We start from the raw sequence: 16719 nt of genomic DNA, 5'->3' as shown, positions 1-16719 counted from the left end.
CATGGCCAAGTCCTGACGGCACTGAACCGTTCCAAGGGCTGACCTGTAGAGTCTCACCCGCCTTTTAACGCCAAACCCCGGAGAGTTTCCTGTGGCTCGCGCCTTTCCCCTGGAACGCGTCAGAAATATCGGGATTGCCGCCCATATTGATGCCGGCAAAACCACCTGTACGGAACGCATCCTTTTCTATTCCGGTGTGGTTCACAAGATGGGCGAGGTGCATGACGGCGCCGCCGTCACCGACTGGATGGCTCAGGAGCGCGAGCGCGGGATCACGATTACAGCGGCTGCGATCTCGACAACCTGGAACGATCACCGCATCAATATCATTGACACCCCAGGGCACGTTGACTTCACCATTGAAGTGGAGCGCTCGATGCGAGTGCTTGATGGTGTGATCGCTGTGTTTTGTGCGGTAGGTGGGGTGCAACCTCAATCAGAAACCGTCTGGCGGCAAGCCGATCGCTATTCCGTTCCACGGATGGTTTTTGTCAACAAAATGGACCGCACCGGGGCCGACTTCCTCAAGGTTCACGGACAGATCAAAAATCGCCTCAAAGCCAACGCCATCCCAATCCAGCTGCCTATTGGTGCAGAGGGAGATCTCAGCGGAATTATTGACCTCGTCAAGAACAAAGCCTTCATTTATAAGGACGATCTCGGCAAGGACATTGAAGAAACAGAGATCCCAGACCATATGAAAGAGCTTGCAGCTGAATGGCGAGCCAAGCTGATGGAATGTGTTGCTGAAACCGACGAAGAACTGATTGAAGTTTTTCTAGAGACGGAAGAACTAAGCGAAGCCCAACTTGCATCAGGCATTCGCGAAGGGGTTCTCAATCACGGCCTTGTACCTTTGCTGTGTGGATCTGCCTTCAAGAACAAGGGCGTTCAACTGCTATTGGATGCAGTGGTGGACTACCTACCCGCTCCTGTTGATGTGCCCCCGATTCAAGGTTTACTTCCCAATGGCAAGGAGGCAGTAAGGCCATCCGATGACAACGCACCATTTAGTGCTTTGGCCTTCAAGGTGATGGCGGACCCCTACGGCAAGCTCACCTTCGTGCGTATGTATTCAGGGGTGCTCGAGAAAGGCAGCTATGTGCTGAACTCCACGAAGAACGAGAAAGAACGCATATCCCGACTGATCATTCTCAAGGCCGATGACCGTGAAGAGGTCGATGCACTACGCGCAGGAGATCTCGGTGCTGTTCTAGGCCTGAAGAACACCACGACAGGCGACACCCTTTGCACGACTGATGATCCGATTGTTCTAGAAACCCTCTACATCCCCGAGCCAGTGATATCGGTGGCTGTTGAGCCCAAAACCAAGGGTGATATGGAAAAACTTTCCAAAGCCCTGCTTTCATTAGCGGAAGAGGATCCCACCTTCCGCGTCAGCACAGACCCTGAGACCAGTCAAACCGTGATTGCTGGTATGGGCGAACTCCACCTTGAAATTCTCGTGGATCGCATGCTGCGAGAATTCAAGGTGGAGGCCAACATCGGCGCGCCTCAGGTCTCCTACAGGGAAACCATTCGTGCCAGCTCCAAAGGCGAGGGCAAGTTTGCCCGTCAAACGGGTGGTAAAGGCCAATATGGCCACGTGGTAATCGAAATGGAACCCGGAGAACCTGGGTCAGGCTTTGAATTCGTCAACAAGATTGTCGGCGGCATCGTTCCCAAGGAATACATCAAGCCTGCCGAATCAGGCATGCGTGAAACATGCGAATCCGGCGTTATCGCTGGCTATCCGCTCATCGATGTGAAAGTCACCATGGTTGACGGGTCTTACCACGATGTGGACTCATCCGAGATGGCTTTCAAAATCGCCGGATCGATGGCTTTCAAAGACGGCGTCAAGAAGTGCAATCCTGTACTGCTTGAACCGATGATGAAGGTTGAAGTCGAGATCCCCGAGGATTTCCTCGGTTCGATCATCGGCGATCTGTCCTCCCGTCGAGGGCAGGTTGAAGGCCAGTCCATTGACGATGGACTCTCTAAAGTGCAGTCCAAAGTGCCTCTAGCCGAAATGTTCGGTTACGCCACCCAGCTCCGATCTATGACTCAGGGTCGGGGTATCTTCTCGATGGAGTTCAGCCATTACGAGGAAGTTCCTCGCAACGTTGCTGAAGCCATCATCTCCAAGAATCAGGGCAATTCCTGATCTCTATAACACCCACTTTCCACCCCCCGATTCTTTTACACAATGGCTCGCGAGAAGTTTGAGAGGAACAAGCCTCACGTCAACATTGGCACCATCGGCCATGTCGACCACGGCAAAACAACCCTGACCGCAGCCATCACAAGTGTGCTTGCGAAAAAAGGTCAAGCCAAGGTGCAAGATTACGCCGAGATCGACGGCGCACCTGAAGAGCGTGAGCGCGGTATCACGATCAACACCGCCCACGTGGAATACGAAACCGATGGGCGTCACTATGCTCACGTGGACTGCCCCGGCCACGCGGATTATGTCAAGAACATGATTACCGGTGCGGCCCAGATGGACGGCGCAATCCTTGTTTGCGCAGCAACCGATGGTCCCATGGCTCAAACCAAGGAGCACATCCTTCTTGCCAAGCAGGTGGGCGTTCCTGCACTGGTTGTCGCTCTCAACAAATGCGACATGGTCGACGACGAGGAAATTATTGAGCTCGTTGAAATGGAGATCCGTGAACTCCTGAGCAGCTACGACTTCCCTGGTGATGACATCCCCATAGTCCAAGTATCTGGGCTCAAAGCCATTGAAGGTGAAGCTGAATGGGAAGCAAAGATCGATGAGTTAATGGACGCAGTTGATACGTCCATACCAGAACCCGAGCGAGAAATCGAGAAACCTTTCCTAATGGCCGTAGAGGACGTTTTCTCAATCACTGGTCGTGGCACCGTTGCCACCGGACGAATCGAACGCGGCAAGGTCAAAAAAGGCGAGGAAATTGAAATTGTCGGCATTAGAGACAGCCGCAAAACCACCGTGACCGGTGTGGAAATGTTCCGTAAAGATCTTGATGAAGGCTTAGCGGGAGACAATTGCGGGCTCCTACTTCGCGGCATCGAGAAGGAAGACATCGAGCGTGGCATGGTCCTCGTCAAGCCAGGCTCAATTACACCTCACACTAAATTCGAGGGGCAGGTTTACGTCCTCAAAAAAGAAGAAGGTGGACGCCATACCCCCTTCTTCGCCGGATACCGTCCACAGTTCTACATCCGAACCACTGACGTGACGGGCCAAATTACCGCCTTCACAGCCGAAGACGGCTCCAATGTGGAGATGGTGATGCCAGGCGACAACATCAAAATGACTGGTGAATTGATCTGCCCTGTGGCCATCGAACAGGGTATGCGCTTCGCCATTCGCGAAGGAGGCCGCACCATCGGTGCCGGAGTTGTCTCGAAGATCATCGAATGATCAAGAGGGGGATGATTGGGCCTTTGCCTTGTCATCCCTTAAATTCAAAGCTTCAGCCTGCATGAACGATCAACGTTCAATGCATCTCCAAAGAACCTCGACAATCCATCCCTAACCCCAATACAGGGAAAATCTCCTAAACCTTTCATGTCCACGGCTATCGCTCAGCAGAAGATCCGCATCCGCCTTAAGGCTTTTGACCGTCGCATGTTGGATCTTTCCTGCGACAAAATCATTGAAACAGCCGACAACACTGCCGCGACGGCAATCGGCCCAATCCCTCTTCCCACCAAAAGGAAGATTTACTGCGTGCTTTGCTCACCCCATGTGGACAAAGACTCAAGGGAACACTTCGAAACGCGGACCCATCGGCGCATCATCGATATCTACAACCCTTCAGCAAAGACCATCGATGCCCTGATGAAACTTGACCTGCCAAGTGGTGTTGACATTGAAGTGAAACTCTGAAGGTCTACCAAGATGTGGGCCGGCTAACTAGGCTTTTAATCTCTCTAGGACATTATCTGTGACCGACCTGTCCGTCAGGGAGTTGCCTCTCTTCCCTCTGCCGGATGTCGTCTTATTCCCCCAAGAAGTGCTTCCACTGCACATTTTTGAGTCTCGTTACCGAATGATGCTCCAGAGTGTGCTTGAAAGTGATCGGCGTTTTGGTGTGCTGCGCTGGGATCCTCAAACAAAAACAATGGCGAATGTGGGATGTTGCGCAGAGATCCTGCAACACCAAACATCCAAAGACGGACGCAGCAATATCGTCACCCTTGGACAGCAGCGCTTCCGAGTGCTCGATGTGATTCGAGACGCCCCTTTCCGCACTGCCATGGTGAGCTGGATCGAGGATGACCAAATGGATAACCACAGCCAGCTAGAGGAGCTGTCCATCAGCGTTGCAAAAGCCCTACACGATGTGGTGATGCTTACAGGCAAGCTCACAGATTCAGACATCACCATGCCGGATGACCTGCCTGATCTTCCCAGGGAACTCTCTTTCTGGATCGGCGCCCATCTCGGGGGCCCTGTGGCTGAAGAGCAACAGGCACTACTGGAGCTCACAAGAACCAGCCATCGCCTGCAGCGTGAATACGAGATGCTTGACCACACCCGCCGTCAGCTTGCGGCAAGGACTGCACTCAAAGAAAGCCTCACCAACGTCGATCAAGCCAACAATTAATGGACGTTTGGGTGTGGATATTGATCCTGGCAGGGACAACCCTGGCTTCTGCTGTACTGATCTGGACCCAACGGGATCGGCGCTACAAATCAAGCGCCAGTGTTGCCTCTGCTTACGATGCCTGGACCAATGACCAGCTGCTCGAGCGGCTCTGGGGTGAACACGTCCACCTCGGCTATTACGGCAAACCTCCTAGCCCCAGAGATTTCCGAGCCGCAAAGCAAGACTTCGTACATGAGCTCGTTAAATGGAGTGGACTCGCCAAACTCCCTCGAGGCTCCCGAGTACTTGACGTGGGCTGCGGTATTGGTGGTAGCGCAAGAATCCTGGCCCGGGATTACAACTTTGACGTGCTTGGCATCACCATCAGTCCAGCCCAGGTGAAACGAGCGTCTCAACTCACTCCTGAGGGGATGACCTGCCAATTCCAGGTGATGGATGCCCTCGATTTAAAACTGGCCAAAGGTAGCTTCGACGCTGTTTGGAGTGTGGAAGCAGGACCCCACATGCCAGACAAGCAGCGCTATGCAGATGAACTGCTGCGTGTGCTGAGGCCAAAAGGTGTACTTGCGGTGGCCGATTGGAACCGCCGTGATTACGAAGATGGGGAGATGACCAACCTTGAGCGATGGGTGATGCGTCAGCTACTCGACCAGTGGGCCCATCCGGAATTCGCCAGCATTAAAGGATTCCGCCGCAATTTGCTTCATAGCCCTTTTGCTTGCGGCCCTGTCGAATCTGACGACTGGACAAGATCCATCCTGCCCTCCTGGAATGATTCGATTTTGGAGGGGTTTCGTCGTCCTGGAGCCGTGCTCGGGTTGGGTCCAGCCGCCGTGATCAAGGGATTCAGAGAAATACCAACGATTTTGTTGATGCGCTGGGCTTTTGCCCATGGTCTGATGCAATTCGGTGTCTTCCGCAGCCGCGACTGATCTCAATCGAGCTCCAAGTCGCTGCTGAAATAAGAGCCGAAATGGACAAGATGTTCACACAAAGGCTGCAAGGCCTCGATGAGCTGCCCAGATGCACCAATACCCCCATCCCTCAATTCCACATCCACAAAGAACACGTATTCACCTAGTTCTCGCTTCGAGGGACGCGACTCAATCCGACTCATATTGAACCCCAGTCGAGCCACACAAGTGAGTGCTTCGAGCAGGCTGCCCGGGGCGTTGGCATGCAGAGAGAATGCGAAGCTGGCCACATCACCACGTTGCAGCGGTGTTCCCTGCCGTAACAACAGGAATCTGGTGCGATTGCCCACGACATCGTTGATAGGGAAAGCCAGTTCTTTAAGGCCTCTTCCCTGGCCCGTAGGCCGAGAAGCGATCGCTGCCCGAAATCGACTATCTATAACCATTCTGGCCGCCTCGGCCGTAGAACTTGTAGGCAACTGCAGGGCATCAGGAAGATGATCAGCCAACCAGCCACTGCACTGAGCCAGAGCTTGGGGATGAGACAGGACTTCAGAGATGTCTTTGAGTCCGCCACTGCTCAGTAGAGCATGACGAATCGGCAAAACCACTGCCCTAAGGATGCATAACTGCGGATGAGACCAAAGCGCATCCAAGCTGGCAGTTACACCACCCTCCACGGAATTCTCAACCGGAACCACCGCCATTTCAGAGCGTTTAGTGGCCACATGCTCAACGACAGAACGCAGACCTATACATGGCACCAGCTCAAAATTTGCTAATCCCTCAAGCTCCGCCAGAGCTTGGGCCGCTTGCTCACCATAGGTTCCCTCCGGTCCGAGGAAGGCCACGCGTATTGGCATCAGAAGCGCATCGCAAGTGAGGTCGATAGGATCATGACGCGTCAACCGCAAGCCATGCCTCTGGCTTTCCAAGCCAGCCAGAACCTCAATTTGCCGGTAAGGCAAAACGCTGAGCGACTGCCTGCTTACCTGCTCGAGCAGGATAGGGTTCTGGCTGCTCTACTGGAATGGGAAAAACTTACCCCACTAGGTGAGGGTCGCTTCAGCTACGCAGTGACCAGCCTGAAAGTCTTTCAGCTGCAGATCAACCCAGTTGTCTCACTCAAAGTAGACAACTGTGACGGCAAACTCAGCATCCGCGCAACCGATAGCGAACTTAAAGGTCTAGATCTAGTGGATGACTTCGACCTCGGCCTGGAGGCCATCATGGAAGCCACCCCAAAGGGTCTTGAAGGGGAAGCTCTGCTATCGGTCAGCGTTACCCCACCAGCACTGCTGAAGCTGATCCCCAAAGGGGTGTTAAAAAGCACCGGTCAATCAATTCTCAGCGGCATCCTGCTTGGCATCAAAACCCGTGTTGGCCAACAACTTGTCAAGGATTTCAGCCAATGGTGCCAAGAGACACCCATAAGCTCAAGTGAGGCTGCCATTAACAGCAAACAGCTTGGTGAGGAATGAGCGACGATGAAGAGCTGTAGGGCCTAAATCCAACAAGGCACGCCGATGGATCGCCGTTCCATAGCCAACATGTCGCTCCAAACCGTAGCCATAGAAGCGACTAGCCAACCGCTTGATCAGCCCATCACGAGCCTGCTTGGCCAACACACTGGCTGCAGCGATGGCCGCACATTTGCTATCACCGCGCACCACCGTACGTTGTGGCCCCATCCAGAGGCGCAATGGCAAGACGCCATCAACCAAGACAAGCTCCAACGGTGTAGGTAGCCGCTGCAGTGCCCTCAGCATGGAAAGTTCCGTCGCTGAGCGAATGCCTAGCGCGTCAATTTCGCGAGCCGAGGCCTGTCCAAGAGCCCAAGCCGTCGCGGCATCCTCAATCAGCGGCACTAGGCGAGCCCTGCGGCGAACAGTCAGTGCTTTGCTGTCTGTTAACCCCTCAGCCAACAATTCGACTGCCGCAACTTCAGTCAGGACAACAGCTCCGGCAAAGACAGGACCAAACCAGCAGCCCCGGCCCACCTCATCAACTCCGGCGATGGATTCCGCCGAAGGGTCCATATCAGCCTGCGGCAGAGGAGCGGCGGCGGCGGCGGCGAGGATCCTCGGGTTCACTCTCCTGCTGCTCGGAAATTGAAGAAACGGTTTCTACAGAAGCGCTACTCGATGAATGATCAACCTCAAGAGGAGTGATTTGAACACTTAGGGGCTCATTCTTTGCGACAACCTTGGCTTGCTGGACAACGACCTCTGTGTCATTGGATGAAGGGGTTTCGACACTGGCTTCGGGAGCACCACGGCCGGCCCCTCGACCACCACCTCGTCCCCGACGCCGACGCCGATTGGAACTAGCTGAAAGCTGCTCACGAGCCTCCTCAAGGACAGACTCAGCATCTTCTCCAGGCCGAACCACGCGAACCAGAAGGTTGTCATTCTCTGGAGGTGGCTCAATCAAAAGCAAAGGGTTTAATCCAAGCCAAGCAAACACCTCCTCCTGCCCTGAATCCATTGGAACAGCAACCAATTCAGGTTCCTGGCGACGAATAACACCCTCAGACGAGGCCGAAGGCTCTTGTCTCTCAGGTTCAACAGACGTGGTTGACTCAACTCCATTCGCCACATCAGAAGGAGGCGTATGTGCAGGCAGCTCAACAGCACCGGTACGAATGCGCCCACCACGCCTACGGCGACCATTCCCGCCATCCGCTGGCACCTGCGCTTCAGCTCGAGCAGCGGCTGCTGATCTCACCAATCCAGTCGCCATAGCAAGTGGCTGTAGCAGATCTTTGCCAGGTAGTACCGCCACATGGCCAAGGCCACCACAGGCAGGACAAGCCCTGCCAAACAATTCATAGATGTTCTGCCCCTGACGCTTACGAGTGAGTTCCACCAGCCCCAGTTCAGTCAACTGGGCAATCTGAGGACGAGCAGCGTCATCGCGAACTGCTGCTGTGAAATGCTCCAGCAACTGCAACTGATCACGGCGCGACTCCATGTCGATGAAGTCGATGATGATCACACCGCCAATATTGCGAAGCTTCAGCTGGCGGGCAATCTCAATAGCTGCCTCACAATTGGTCCAGAGCACCGTCTGACGAGCATTGGCCGAACGAGTGAACGAGCCTGAATTGACATCAATAACAGTGAGTGCCTCCGTCGGCTCAATGATCACGTAGCCACCGGATGGCAGATCTACCCTGGGCTTGAGAGCATCGCGGATGGCCGCATTAACTCGGTAATGCTCAAGAAGTTCGGTGGATTCGTTATGGGCCTCAACTAATACATTTGGCCCTTCCTGGCCAAGGAAACTGCTCACACGCTCAATGGCAGCGGCATCATTCACCACTACTCTCACAAGATCTGGACCGACGTGATCTCTTAAAACGCGATGAATGAAATCTTCATCGCGATTGAGCAGTACCGGTGGTAGAGCATTGTCTGCCGCCTGCTGGATCGCTTCCCATTGCCTGAGTAAAACCTCCAGATCATCGATCAGCAGATCTTCACTAATGCCATCGGCCTCGGTGCGAATCAACAGGCCAGCACCCGGCGGCTTCACTAGTACGCCAAGTGCTCGCAAGCGATTGCGTTCCCCTTCGGAATTAATCCGGCGAGAGATGTTCACCCCCTGGCCATGGGGCTGCAGCACCAAGTAGCGACCAGGCAGCGCCAGGTTGCCAGTAAGCCTTGGCCCCTTAGACCCTGTTGGCTCCTTCATCACCTGAACCAACACCTGCTGACGGGGCTCCAGCAGCTCGGTGATCCCTGCAGCACCCTTCTTCAAACGCAGAGGGCCCAGATCAGTGACATGGATAAAACCATTTTTCTCACTTTCCCCAATATTCACAAAAGCGGCATCAATTCCCGGGAGAACGTTCTCGACCGTGCCGAGGTAGACATCTCCGATCTGGTATCGACCCTGAGCAACGATCAACTCATCGACTCGCTCATCTGTGAGCAAGGCTGCGATGCGCAGCTGCTCAGAGATGACAATTTGCTGGGGCATAGAAAATAAATAGGGAGCCCTGCTGGACTCAGAACCGATCAATGGCCTGCCGGCTCAATGCATCGGGTGGAAAACGAATTAACAGCCAAAGGCCGTTGAAGAAGCAGACGGAGTCAAAAACTCCTATGGGTTATGTGTCTCACTGCTCCCGCACAGAGGGAACGGAATGAACGAGCAGCAAATAGCCTCGCTTTGCTCAGAATTGGAGTGAAGAAGGCCGGGACGGGCCAGTGGCAAAAATTGCCCCTGCATTCACGTCATATTTTCACTCTAACACCGCAGCAACTTGAGTTCCTGCCTTTGCACACCGGTCATGCGCAAGGACTCACCCATCTGCTCTGCAAGCCAATGCTGCACCTGAACAGGTTTAAGGCTCCGGCCCATCGAATCAATGCTTGCCTCCAGACGCAGTTGAACGACGTCTAAGCAAAGAGACTCACCTCCCTCCTCGCATCTATTGCACAGTTGAAGTTCACGCAATGCTGGCCGGCAGTCTCGTTGACGCGGCCGTCCCTTCTTATCAGTGTCATGCCACAGCAGTTCATGAGCTTCCTTCAAGAACTCCACAGCTACTTGCCACTGATGCCACGTCGATGGCTTCTCAGACTCAATGGCCAAATCAAAGCGCCATGAGGCTGCAACCAGCAACTGAGAGAGGCTGCTACCGCCTACAGGCACAGATTCCGAACTAAGCAAAGAGAGTCCCTTCGGCAAGGTGACCTGAAGCTGCTGACGCATGGTCTCGGCCTCCACCGGCTCTACAAACTCGAGATCCATCCATTCCCCAAAGGCCTCTACCCCCAAAGGCAAAGCCAGAGCTATTTGCAAACGGGGCAGGGAATGAAACCCACCGCTGTAACTCACTGGCAAGCCACTGCGTCGCAGTGCTCTTTCAAGCAGACGCATGACATCCAGATGACTAAGAAGGGCCATCGAACCAGTTTTTGCGAATCGCAGACGGATGCGACAGGCTCGCTTCGTCAAAGGAGTTTTCTGAAGCTGCCGATCTGGCACAGGTGGCGGCGGCACTACCTCGTTGTGACCCATTTCAGAACCACAGACGCCACAACTACTACAGCCTTCGAAAGAACAGTCAGGCACCACCGTTGCCGTTAAGGCACGCTGCAGATCCTCTGCCAGCCAGCTCTTGTCAATGCCCGCATCAATGTGATCCCACGGCAGAGACTGAGCGCAGAAGCTGCTTAGATCATCGCGATTGAGGGCTGAGGTCGCTCCCCAGCTCCCTAACTCCAGATCCCTATATCGGCCCTCCAGCCCTGCAGCTGCAATAGCCCAGACCCAGGCCTGATAAGTGCGGTCAAGGGCCTCGAACCAAGCATCCATGCCTCCCCCCGCCCGCCAGGCTGCCTCGATCACCGACGAGAGACGACGATCACCGCGACCGACAAAGTCCTCCATGGCGGAGAGGCGCACATCAGTGAAATTGACCTTTACGCCCCTGAGCGCCCGAAATGCCTGTTGCAGCTTTTGCTGACGTCGCTGCAGTTCTTGCGTAGATACGCTGTGCCACTGAAAAGGCGTATGTGGCTTTGGAGTGAAATTACTAACCGTAATCTTCAGGTTCAATCGCCCAAGATCCCTGCACTGCTCCTGCAACATCTGACAGGTATCGGCAATGCCAAGCACATCCTCATCCGTTTCGCTCGGCAATCCGATCATGAAGTAGAGCTTGACCTTGCGAAAGCCGTTCTGCATCGCCGTGCGGATCCCCTGCAGCAGGTCGGCGTTCGTCAGACCTTTATTGACAACGTTCCGCAAGCGCTGACTACCAGCTTCCGGCGCGAAGGTGAGACCGGCCTGACGAGCACCGCCAACGATGTGAGCGATATCATCATCAAAGCGATCGACCCGTTGGCTGGGTAGCTGAAGGGTCACATTCTGATCCGCCAAACGATTTCGCAACTCCACACCAACCGCTGGCAGAGCCAAGTAATCGCTGCAACTGAGCGACAACAACGAAAAATCGCTATATCCCGTTCGCTTCATACCATTGTGCACTGCTTCAATCACCGCCTCCGGATCAACATCCCGAGCTGGACGTGTGAGCATGCCGGGCTGGCAAAAACGACAACCACGAGTACAACCGCGACGAATCTCCACCTTGAGTCGATCATGCACCGTTTCAATATGTGGAACCAAACCCATGGCGTAGTGAGGCATCGGCTTGGCCACCCGTCGCAGAATCTTGGCCGGCGCAGCAGGCTCCAAAGGAACGATGGAGGTGCCATCAGGGCCTTGACCGTAAAGCGACGGCACGTAAACGCCAGGCACCTGAGCTAAGTCCTGCAAAAGGCTTGAGCGACTCAATCCATTGGCCTTAGCGTCAGCCACTACCAAACCAATCTCAGGCAGCAGCTCTTCACCATCGCCAAGGGCTACAAAATCAAAAAAAGCGGCATAGGGCTCAGGGTTACTGGTAGCCGTTGGTCCGCCAGCAAAGATCAATGGTGGTGCCGCTAGATCATTCAGGGGCTGATCACCACGGTCGCTTGCCAACAAAGGAATCTCTGCCAGATCAAGCATCTCAAGGATGTTTGTGGCCCCAAGCTCATAACAGAGGCTGAAGCCAAGGATGTCGAAGGCCTGGAGAGGACGGCGACTCTCCACAGCGAACAGAGGCTGCCGAAGGTCACGCAAGCGCTGGGCCAGGTCCTGAGCAGGGAGATAGGCCCTGTCACAAAGCTGACCTGGAACTGCGTTGAGAATCGAATAAAGAATGATGTGGCCCTGATTGCTCGCGCCCACCTCGTAGATCTCCGGGTAGGAGAGAGCCCAGCGCACCCGAGAGGCCTGCCAATCGCGAGGCTCCACCCCCAACTCATGGCCCATGTAACGGGCAGGGCGATTGATCCCAGCATTGACCAGGCTGTCGAAATCCACCGGCTCCAGACGGGGTGAGGCGACGGTCATGGCCAGCAGGGCACTAATCCCATCGTATGGACAACGCTGGCCAACCCCCCGACACAGCGCAAGGTCCCGTGACGTAGCAAGATGCCTGCCAAGACAGCCAGCTCATCAGTGGTTCAGGTCAACAGCAACTACCTCAAACTCAAGGCGGGATATCTATTCCCCGAAATCGCCAGGCGGATCAAAAGCTTCAGTGAAGCCAACCCGGATGCTGCGCTCATCCGCCTCGGCATCGGCGATGTAACCGAACCACTGCCACTGGCATGCAGAAACGCGATGAAGGTCGCCATCGACGAGATGGGGACCAACACTGGCTTCCATGGCTATGGCCCTGAGCAGGGCTACGACTGGCTGCGCGAAGCGATCGCCAAGCATGATTTCCAGACCAAAGGCTGTCAGATCAATGCCGAAGAGATCTTTGTCTCCGACGGATCGAAGTGCGACAGCAGCAACATCCTCGACATCCTTGGGAGCAGCAATCGCATCGCCGTTACAGATCCAGTTTATCCGGTGTATGTCGACAGCAACGTGATGGCGGGTCGCACCGGCGACGCCAATCAAAGCGGCCGCTACGCAGGCCTGAGCTACCTGCCAATCAACGCCGAAAATGGGTTTGCAGCCAAGATCCCCTCCGAACCAGTCGATCTGATCTATCTGTGTTTCCCCAACAACCCCACCGGAGCGGTAGCCACAAGAGCCCAGCTCCAGGAGTGGGTGAACTATGCCCGCACCAACAGCGTCTTGATTTTGTTTGACGCTGCCTATGAGGCGTTCATCCAGAATCCCGACCTACCCCATTCGATCTATGAGATCGAGGGCGCGCGCGAGTGTGCCATCGAATTCCGATCGTTCTCCAAGAATGCTGGATTCACCGGCACCCGTTGCGCCTTCACGGTGGTACCGAAAGGCTTGAAGGGCAAAAGCGACGATGGATCAGATGTGGAACTCTGGAATCTCTGGAACAGGCGCCAAAGCACCAAGTTCAACGGCGTCAGCTACATCATTCAACGTGGCGCCGAAGCGGTTTACTCCGCCCAAGGCCAGGGGGAGATCAATGCGCTAGTGAGCTTCTACATGAGAAACGCCGCCATCATCCGCAGGGAACTTACGGCCGCCGGGATCGAAGTGCATGGTGGTGAGCATGCGCCCTATGTGTGGCTGAAGACACCGGACGACATGGATTCCTGGGGCTTCTTCGATCATCTGCTCCACAACGCCCACGTGGTAGGCACCCCAGGCAGCGGTTTCGGTGCTGCAGGCGAAGGCTACTTCCGTCTCTCCGCCTTCAACAGTCGCGTCAATGTGGACGAGGCCATGCGTCGGATCCGTGCCCTCTGAGATCACAGGATCGATCCCCCGCCATTGAAGCTGGGATCGCTCACCATCTGCACCATGGGTGAGCGGCCCACGTACATTGGGGCCCTTCCGATCGTCCTGGCCATGGCGGTGAATGCCCCCAGCCCCAGTCCCGGTGGTGCCGCCGTCCTCGAGAAGCAAACCGAGCGGATCCGCAAGCAATCGCCTCATTACAAGGTGCTTCTTCACAACGATCCAGTGAACTCCATGGAATACGTGGTGGTCACCCTCCAGCAGGTGGTACCCCAGCTAAGCGAGCAGGACGCCATGGCCGTGATGCTGGAAGCCCACAACACCGGCGTCGGGCTGGTGATCGTCTGCGACCTCGAACCAGCCGAGTTCTACTGCGAAACACTGAAAGCCAAGGGGCTGACCAGCACACTGGAACAGGAAAGCTGAACAGGTCTGGCCTACATCCGCTCTGGTCAGCATGGTTAAACCAACGTTGGCGCTGGTTGCCGACAGTGACCCTGATCCCCCTGCTCTACGGGTTGGGATGGCTGATCATGCAACCGACGGTCCTGCTCCTGCCAGGGCTGCCGCTCCAATGGCGCGGCCTGCTGGGAACCCTCTGCAGTGCACTGCTGTTTCTAGTGCTACTGCCTGGCTGGGTTAGGGCCCGCTGGATCAGCCAACATCCATGGCGGAGCTTGGGCATCACTGGTGCAGGAGTTGGCGACACCCTTCTGAAACCCCTGCTACTGGGATTGGCCGGGGCCGGGGCCCTGCTGCTGCTAATCAGCGTGATCACGATCAGCGGCCATTGGGGCTACTGGCTAGGGGATCTCAACGCCGAGAAACAGCTCAATGCCGTTCTGCTCTGCCTCGTCGTGGGCTTGCTGGAAGAGCTGATATTCCGCGGCTGGCTCTGGGGAGAGCTCAAGCTACTGATCGGAGCACGGCTGGCACTGCCCATTCAAGCCCTGATTTTCAGCCTGGTGCACACACGCTTTAACATTGGAATCTGGCCAATGCTCGGCCTGCTGAGCGGGCTGTTCCTACTGGGCCTGGTCCTGGCCATTCGCAGGCGCCTCGACCATGGCTCCCTCTGGGGATGTGTAGGACTGCACGGAGGTTTGGTGGGTGGCTGGTTTGCCCTCCAATCCGGCCTCGTCCAATTTTCCCCTCAGTCGCCGCTTTGGCTCACCGGGCCAGCTGACAACCCCCTCGGTGGAGTGGTCGGCATCCTGGCGATGGCTGCCTTACTCGTCTATCAGCTCACGGCATTAGCCAAGGCCGCCCGCCCCATCACTGGAGCCCGTAGAGCCTCCTCCAAAGGCGCCACCCCGTAATCCCGCTCAAGCAAGGCCATCACGGTACGTCCGAAATTGCCAGGCTCAGTCTCAAAAGCCTCGAGACAGATTCTTCCGAAAATACTTCCCATCGGTTCAGGGTTCCAGAGCAGCTTCCTAGCCGTCCAGGGCATCATGCTCATGGGGTTGTAGCCGGGTTGAATCAAACCCTGTTCAAAGCCATACTGCTCCAGATGGGTGTGAGGTTGGAGGCCAATGAAAAAGATGGCAGGCTCCACCTTGTCGGGCCCGAAAATCCGTTCCAGCTCGCGGTGATAGGCGATGGATTGACGAATCGTTTCCGGTCTTTCGTCAATCACGTTGAAGGAGTAGTTCACCGACACGTGTTGGCGGAAGCCAGCGCGGACTAACAGCCGACAGTTCTCAAGCACAGTTCGCAGGTTGTACCCCATGCGCATCTTGCGCACGAGCTCCTGAGACCCTGAGGTAATGCCAATCTCGAAGTAACTCATGCCGGTTGCCACCATCAACTCCGCAAGCTCGGCATCAAGGTTGTCGGCACGGATGTAGGCGGCCCAACGAATTCCATTGAGCCCTTCAGCCTTGATCGCCGTCAGAAGATTTTTGGCATCCTCAATGTATCGGCGGGCGGGAATGAACTGTGCATCAGTGAACCAAAAGCCACGTACGCCACGGTCATAAAGCTGGCGCATCTCTGCCACCACCTCTTTGACAGGATTGAGCCGTACCTGTTTCCCCTCCACAACGGTGTAAACGCAATAGCAACAATTGTGGGGACAACCCCGCTTGGTCTGTACACCGACGTAGAAGTCACCACCCTCTAGGTACCAATTCAACTGAGGCCATATCGATGAGATGTAGTCGTAATCGCAGGCGGTTTTAGGACGACTTTCAGGCTGCTCATGAATCAGACCAGCTCGCACTGGCTCACCCACCACAAAACAGCGTTGATCATTCAGGGAAACGCCGCGCAGCAAATTCTCCAATAGGGGCTCCCCTTCCCCCAACGACACGATGGTGCCCTTCGGCAAAGAGCGGCCAAGTTGCTCATAGAACACACTCACTGCACCACCACCCAAGACAGCCCGGGCATGGCTGACATGGCGACGAGCAGCTCGCAGCCCATGTCGCACAAGTCGCTGATTGCGCCAGAGCTCTCCGTAATGGCTTTTCATCAACAACAATCCACCGAAGGCGCCCCGGAGGCGTCGCAAAGGATTACTTGCATAAAACACCTCAAAGGAATGCTGCAGCGGATTGCCAGTGCGACCATCCACCGGTGCATAGATCTGGATATCTCTCCAAGAAAAAACCAGCAGGGTGGGGCGAAACTGATCAATCGTGGCCAACAACACCCGTTCAACATCCAGGACAGGCAAAGCAGCCAAATCCAAAATCCGTTGAGGAAGATCCGGGAAACACTTGTGCAGGTGATCGGCCAGGTAAATCGGCCCAATTGGAAAGATGGGATTGCAGGGCAACCTCACCAGCAGCGCACGCTCCTCTACCTGCGAGGAAAATCCTCTAGAAACCTCAAAGGATGAAGCGGAACCCATTGGTCAAGAGCGCAGGATCTCAGCGATTGCTCAAGCTGAAAGCGACGCTAACAATGACTGCGCTTCTCCTAAGCACTAATCAGGCAAGCCGTTGTCTCTGAAACTC

15 protein-coding genes are annotated in these 16719 nt (G+C 55.3%); 9 read left to right on the top strand and 6 right to left on the bottom strand.

The genetic code is table 11. The features are described 5' to 3' along the window. The first annotated feature begins 91 nt into the window (after positions 1–91). Positions 92–2167: an elongation factor G gene (fusA, locus tag PMIT1303_RS12495; protein ID WP_011826957.1), complete on the top strand. Its 2076-nt coding sequence runs from the start codon at positions 92–94 to the stop codon at positions 2165–2167. Positions 2168–2170: 3 nt separating this feature from the next. Here the strand turns inward: fusA and PMIT1303_RS14155 are convergent, their stop codons facing one another. Further along, positions 2171–2332 carry a hypothetical protein gene (locus PMIT1303_RS14155; RefSeq protein WP_231901515.1) on the bottom strand — a complete coding sequence of 54 codons (162 nt, stop codon included), beginning with the start codon at positions 2330–2332 and terminating at the stop codon, positions 2171–2173. On the opposite strand from PMIT1303_RS14155, the gene tuf reads away from it, so the two are divergent. The 4 genes from tuf to PMIT1303_RS12475 all read left to right on the top strand — a co-directional run bounded on the left by tuf (position 2261) and on the right by PMIT1303_RS12475 (position 5533). After that, the gene (gene tuf, locus PMIT1303_RS12490; RefSeq protein ID WP_231901512.1) at positions 2261–3409 is read left to right on the top strand and encodes an elongation factor Tu; all 1149 of its coding nucleotides are present in this window, start codon (positions 2261–2263) and stop codon (positions 3407–3409) included. The two genes, PMIT1303_RS14155 and tuf, sit on opposite strands and share 72 nt — an antisense overlap. A 147-nt stretch (positions 3410–3556) precedes the next feature. Continuing rightward, positions 3557–3877, top strand: a complete 321-nt coding sequence (rpsJ, locus tag PMIT1303_RS12485; RefSeq protein ID WP_011131150.1) for a 30S ribosomal protein S10 — start codon at positions 3557–3559, stop codon at positions 3875–3877. A 58-nt stretch (positions 3878–3935) separates the two neighbouring features. Beyond that, complete coding sequence (locus PMIT1303_RS12480; RefSeq protein WP_011131151.1) at positions 3936–4598, top strand: LON peptidase substrate-binding domain-containing protein; 663 nt, start codon at positions 3936–3938, stop codon at positions 4596–4598. Then, positions 4598–5533: a methyltransferase domain-containing protein gene (locus PMIT1303_RS12475; RefSeq protein WP_063398928.1), complete on the top strand. Its 936-nt coding sequence runs from the start codon at positions 4598–4600 to the stop codon at positions 5531–5533. Before PMIT1303_RS12480 ends, PMIT1303_RS12475 begins: the two co-directional genes overlap by 1 nt. 2 nt (positions 5534–5535) lie before the next feature. On the opposite strand, the gene pheA is transcribed toward PMIT1303_RS12475, so the two are convergent. Beyond that, complete coding sequence (pheA, locus tag PMIT1303_RS12470; protein ID WP_063399008.1) at positions 5536–6378, bottom strand: prephenate dehydratase; 843 nt, start codon at positions 6376–6378, stop codon at positions 5536–5538. Between the two features lie 33 nt (positions 6379–6411). Between pheA and PMIT1303_RS12465 the strand changes: the two genes are divergently transcribed. Then, positions 6412–6996: a DUF1997 domain-containing protein gene (locus PMIT1303_RS12465; RefSeq protein ID WP_082824500.1), complete on the top strand. Its 585-nt coding sequence runs from the start codon at positions 6412–6414 to the stop codon at positions 6994–6996. On the opposite strand, the gene PMIT1303_RS12460 is transcribed toward PMIT1303_RS12465, so the two are convergent. From PMIT1303_RS12460 to PMIT1303_RS12450, 3 genes are all read right to left on the bottom strand, one after another. Then, positions 6952–7554, bottom strand: a complete 603-nt coding sequence (locus tag PMIT1303_RS12460) for a ribonuclease HII (protein WP_063398926.1) — start codon at positions 7552–7554, stop codon at positions 6952–6954. The two genes, PMIT1303_RS12465 and PMIT1303_RS12460, sit on opposite strands and share 45 nt — an antisense overlap. 1 nt (position 7555) lies before the next feature. Then, positions 7556–9499 carry an Rne/Rng family ribonuclease gene (locus PMIT1303_RS12455; protein WP_063398925.1) on the bottom strand — a complete coding sequence of 648 codons (1944 nt, stop codon included), beginning with the start codon at positions 9497–9499 and terminating at the stop codon, positions 7556–7558. A 270-nt stretch (positions 9500–9769) separates the two neighbouring features. Then, the gene (locus tag PMIT1303_RS12450) at positions 9770–12430 is read right to left on the bottom strand and encodes a TIGR03960 family B12-binding radical SAM protein (protein WP_063398924.1); all 2661 of its coding nucleotides are present in this window, start codon (positions 12428–12430) and stop codon (positions 9770–9772) included. A gap of 108 nt (positions 12431–12538) precedes the next feature. Between PMIT1303_RS12450 and PMIT1303_RS12445 the strand changes: the two genes are divergently transcribed. From PMIT1303_RS12445 to PMIT1303_RS12435, 3 genes are all read left to right on the top strand, one after another. Continuing rightward, entirely contained in the window at positions 12539–13765 is a 1227-nt protein-coding gene (locus PMIT1303_RS12445) for an LL-diaminopimelate aminotransferase (RefSeq protein ID WP_063399007.1), read from the top strand. A 102-nt stretch (positions 13766–13867) separates the two neighbouring features. Beyond that, positions 13868–14182 (top strand): ATP-dependent Clp protease adapter ClpS, encoded by a 315-nt coding sequence (clpS, locus tag PMIT1303_RS12440; protein ID WP_036915950.1) that lies wholly within the window; start codon positions 13868–13870, stop codon positions 14180–14182. A gap of 107 nt (positions 14183–14289) precedes the next feature. Beyond that, on the top strand, positions 14290–15075 hold the full coding sequence (locus PMIT1303_RS12435; RefSeq protein ID WP_063399006.1) for a CPBP family intramembrane glutamic endopeptidase: 786 nt from the start codon (positions 14290–14292) through the stop codon (positions 15073–15075). On the opposite strand, the gene PMIT1303_RS12430 is transcribed toward PMIT1303_RS12435, so the two are convergent. Then, the gene (locus PMIT1303_RS12430; protein ID WP_063398923.1) at positions 14997–16613 is read right to left on the bottom strand and encodes a photosystem II high light acclimation radical SAM protein; all 1617 of its coding nucleotides are present in this window, start codon (positions 16611–16613) and stop codon (positions 14997–14999) included. The genes PMIT1303_RS12435 and PMIT1303_RS12430 overlap by 79 nt on opposite strands. Positions 16614–16719 lie beyond the last annotated feature (106 nt).

The organism is Prochlorococcus sp. MIT 1303 (genome assembly GCF_001631965.1).
GTDB lineage: Bacteria > Cyanobacteriota > Cyanobacteriia > PCC-6307 > Cyanobiaceae > Prochlorococcus > Prochlorococcus marinus_D.
Note: the sequence above shows the minus strand (reverse complement) of the source record. Positions and strands in the feature narration are given on the sequence as shown.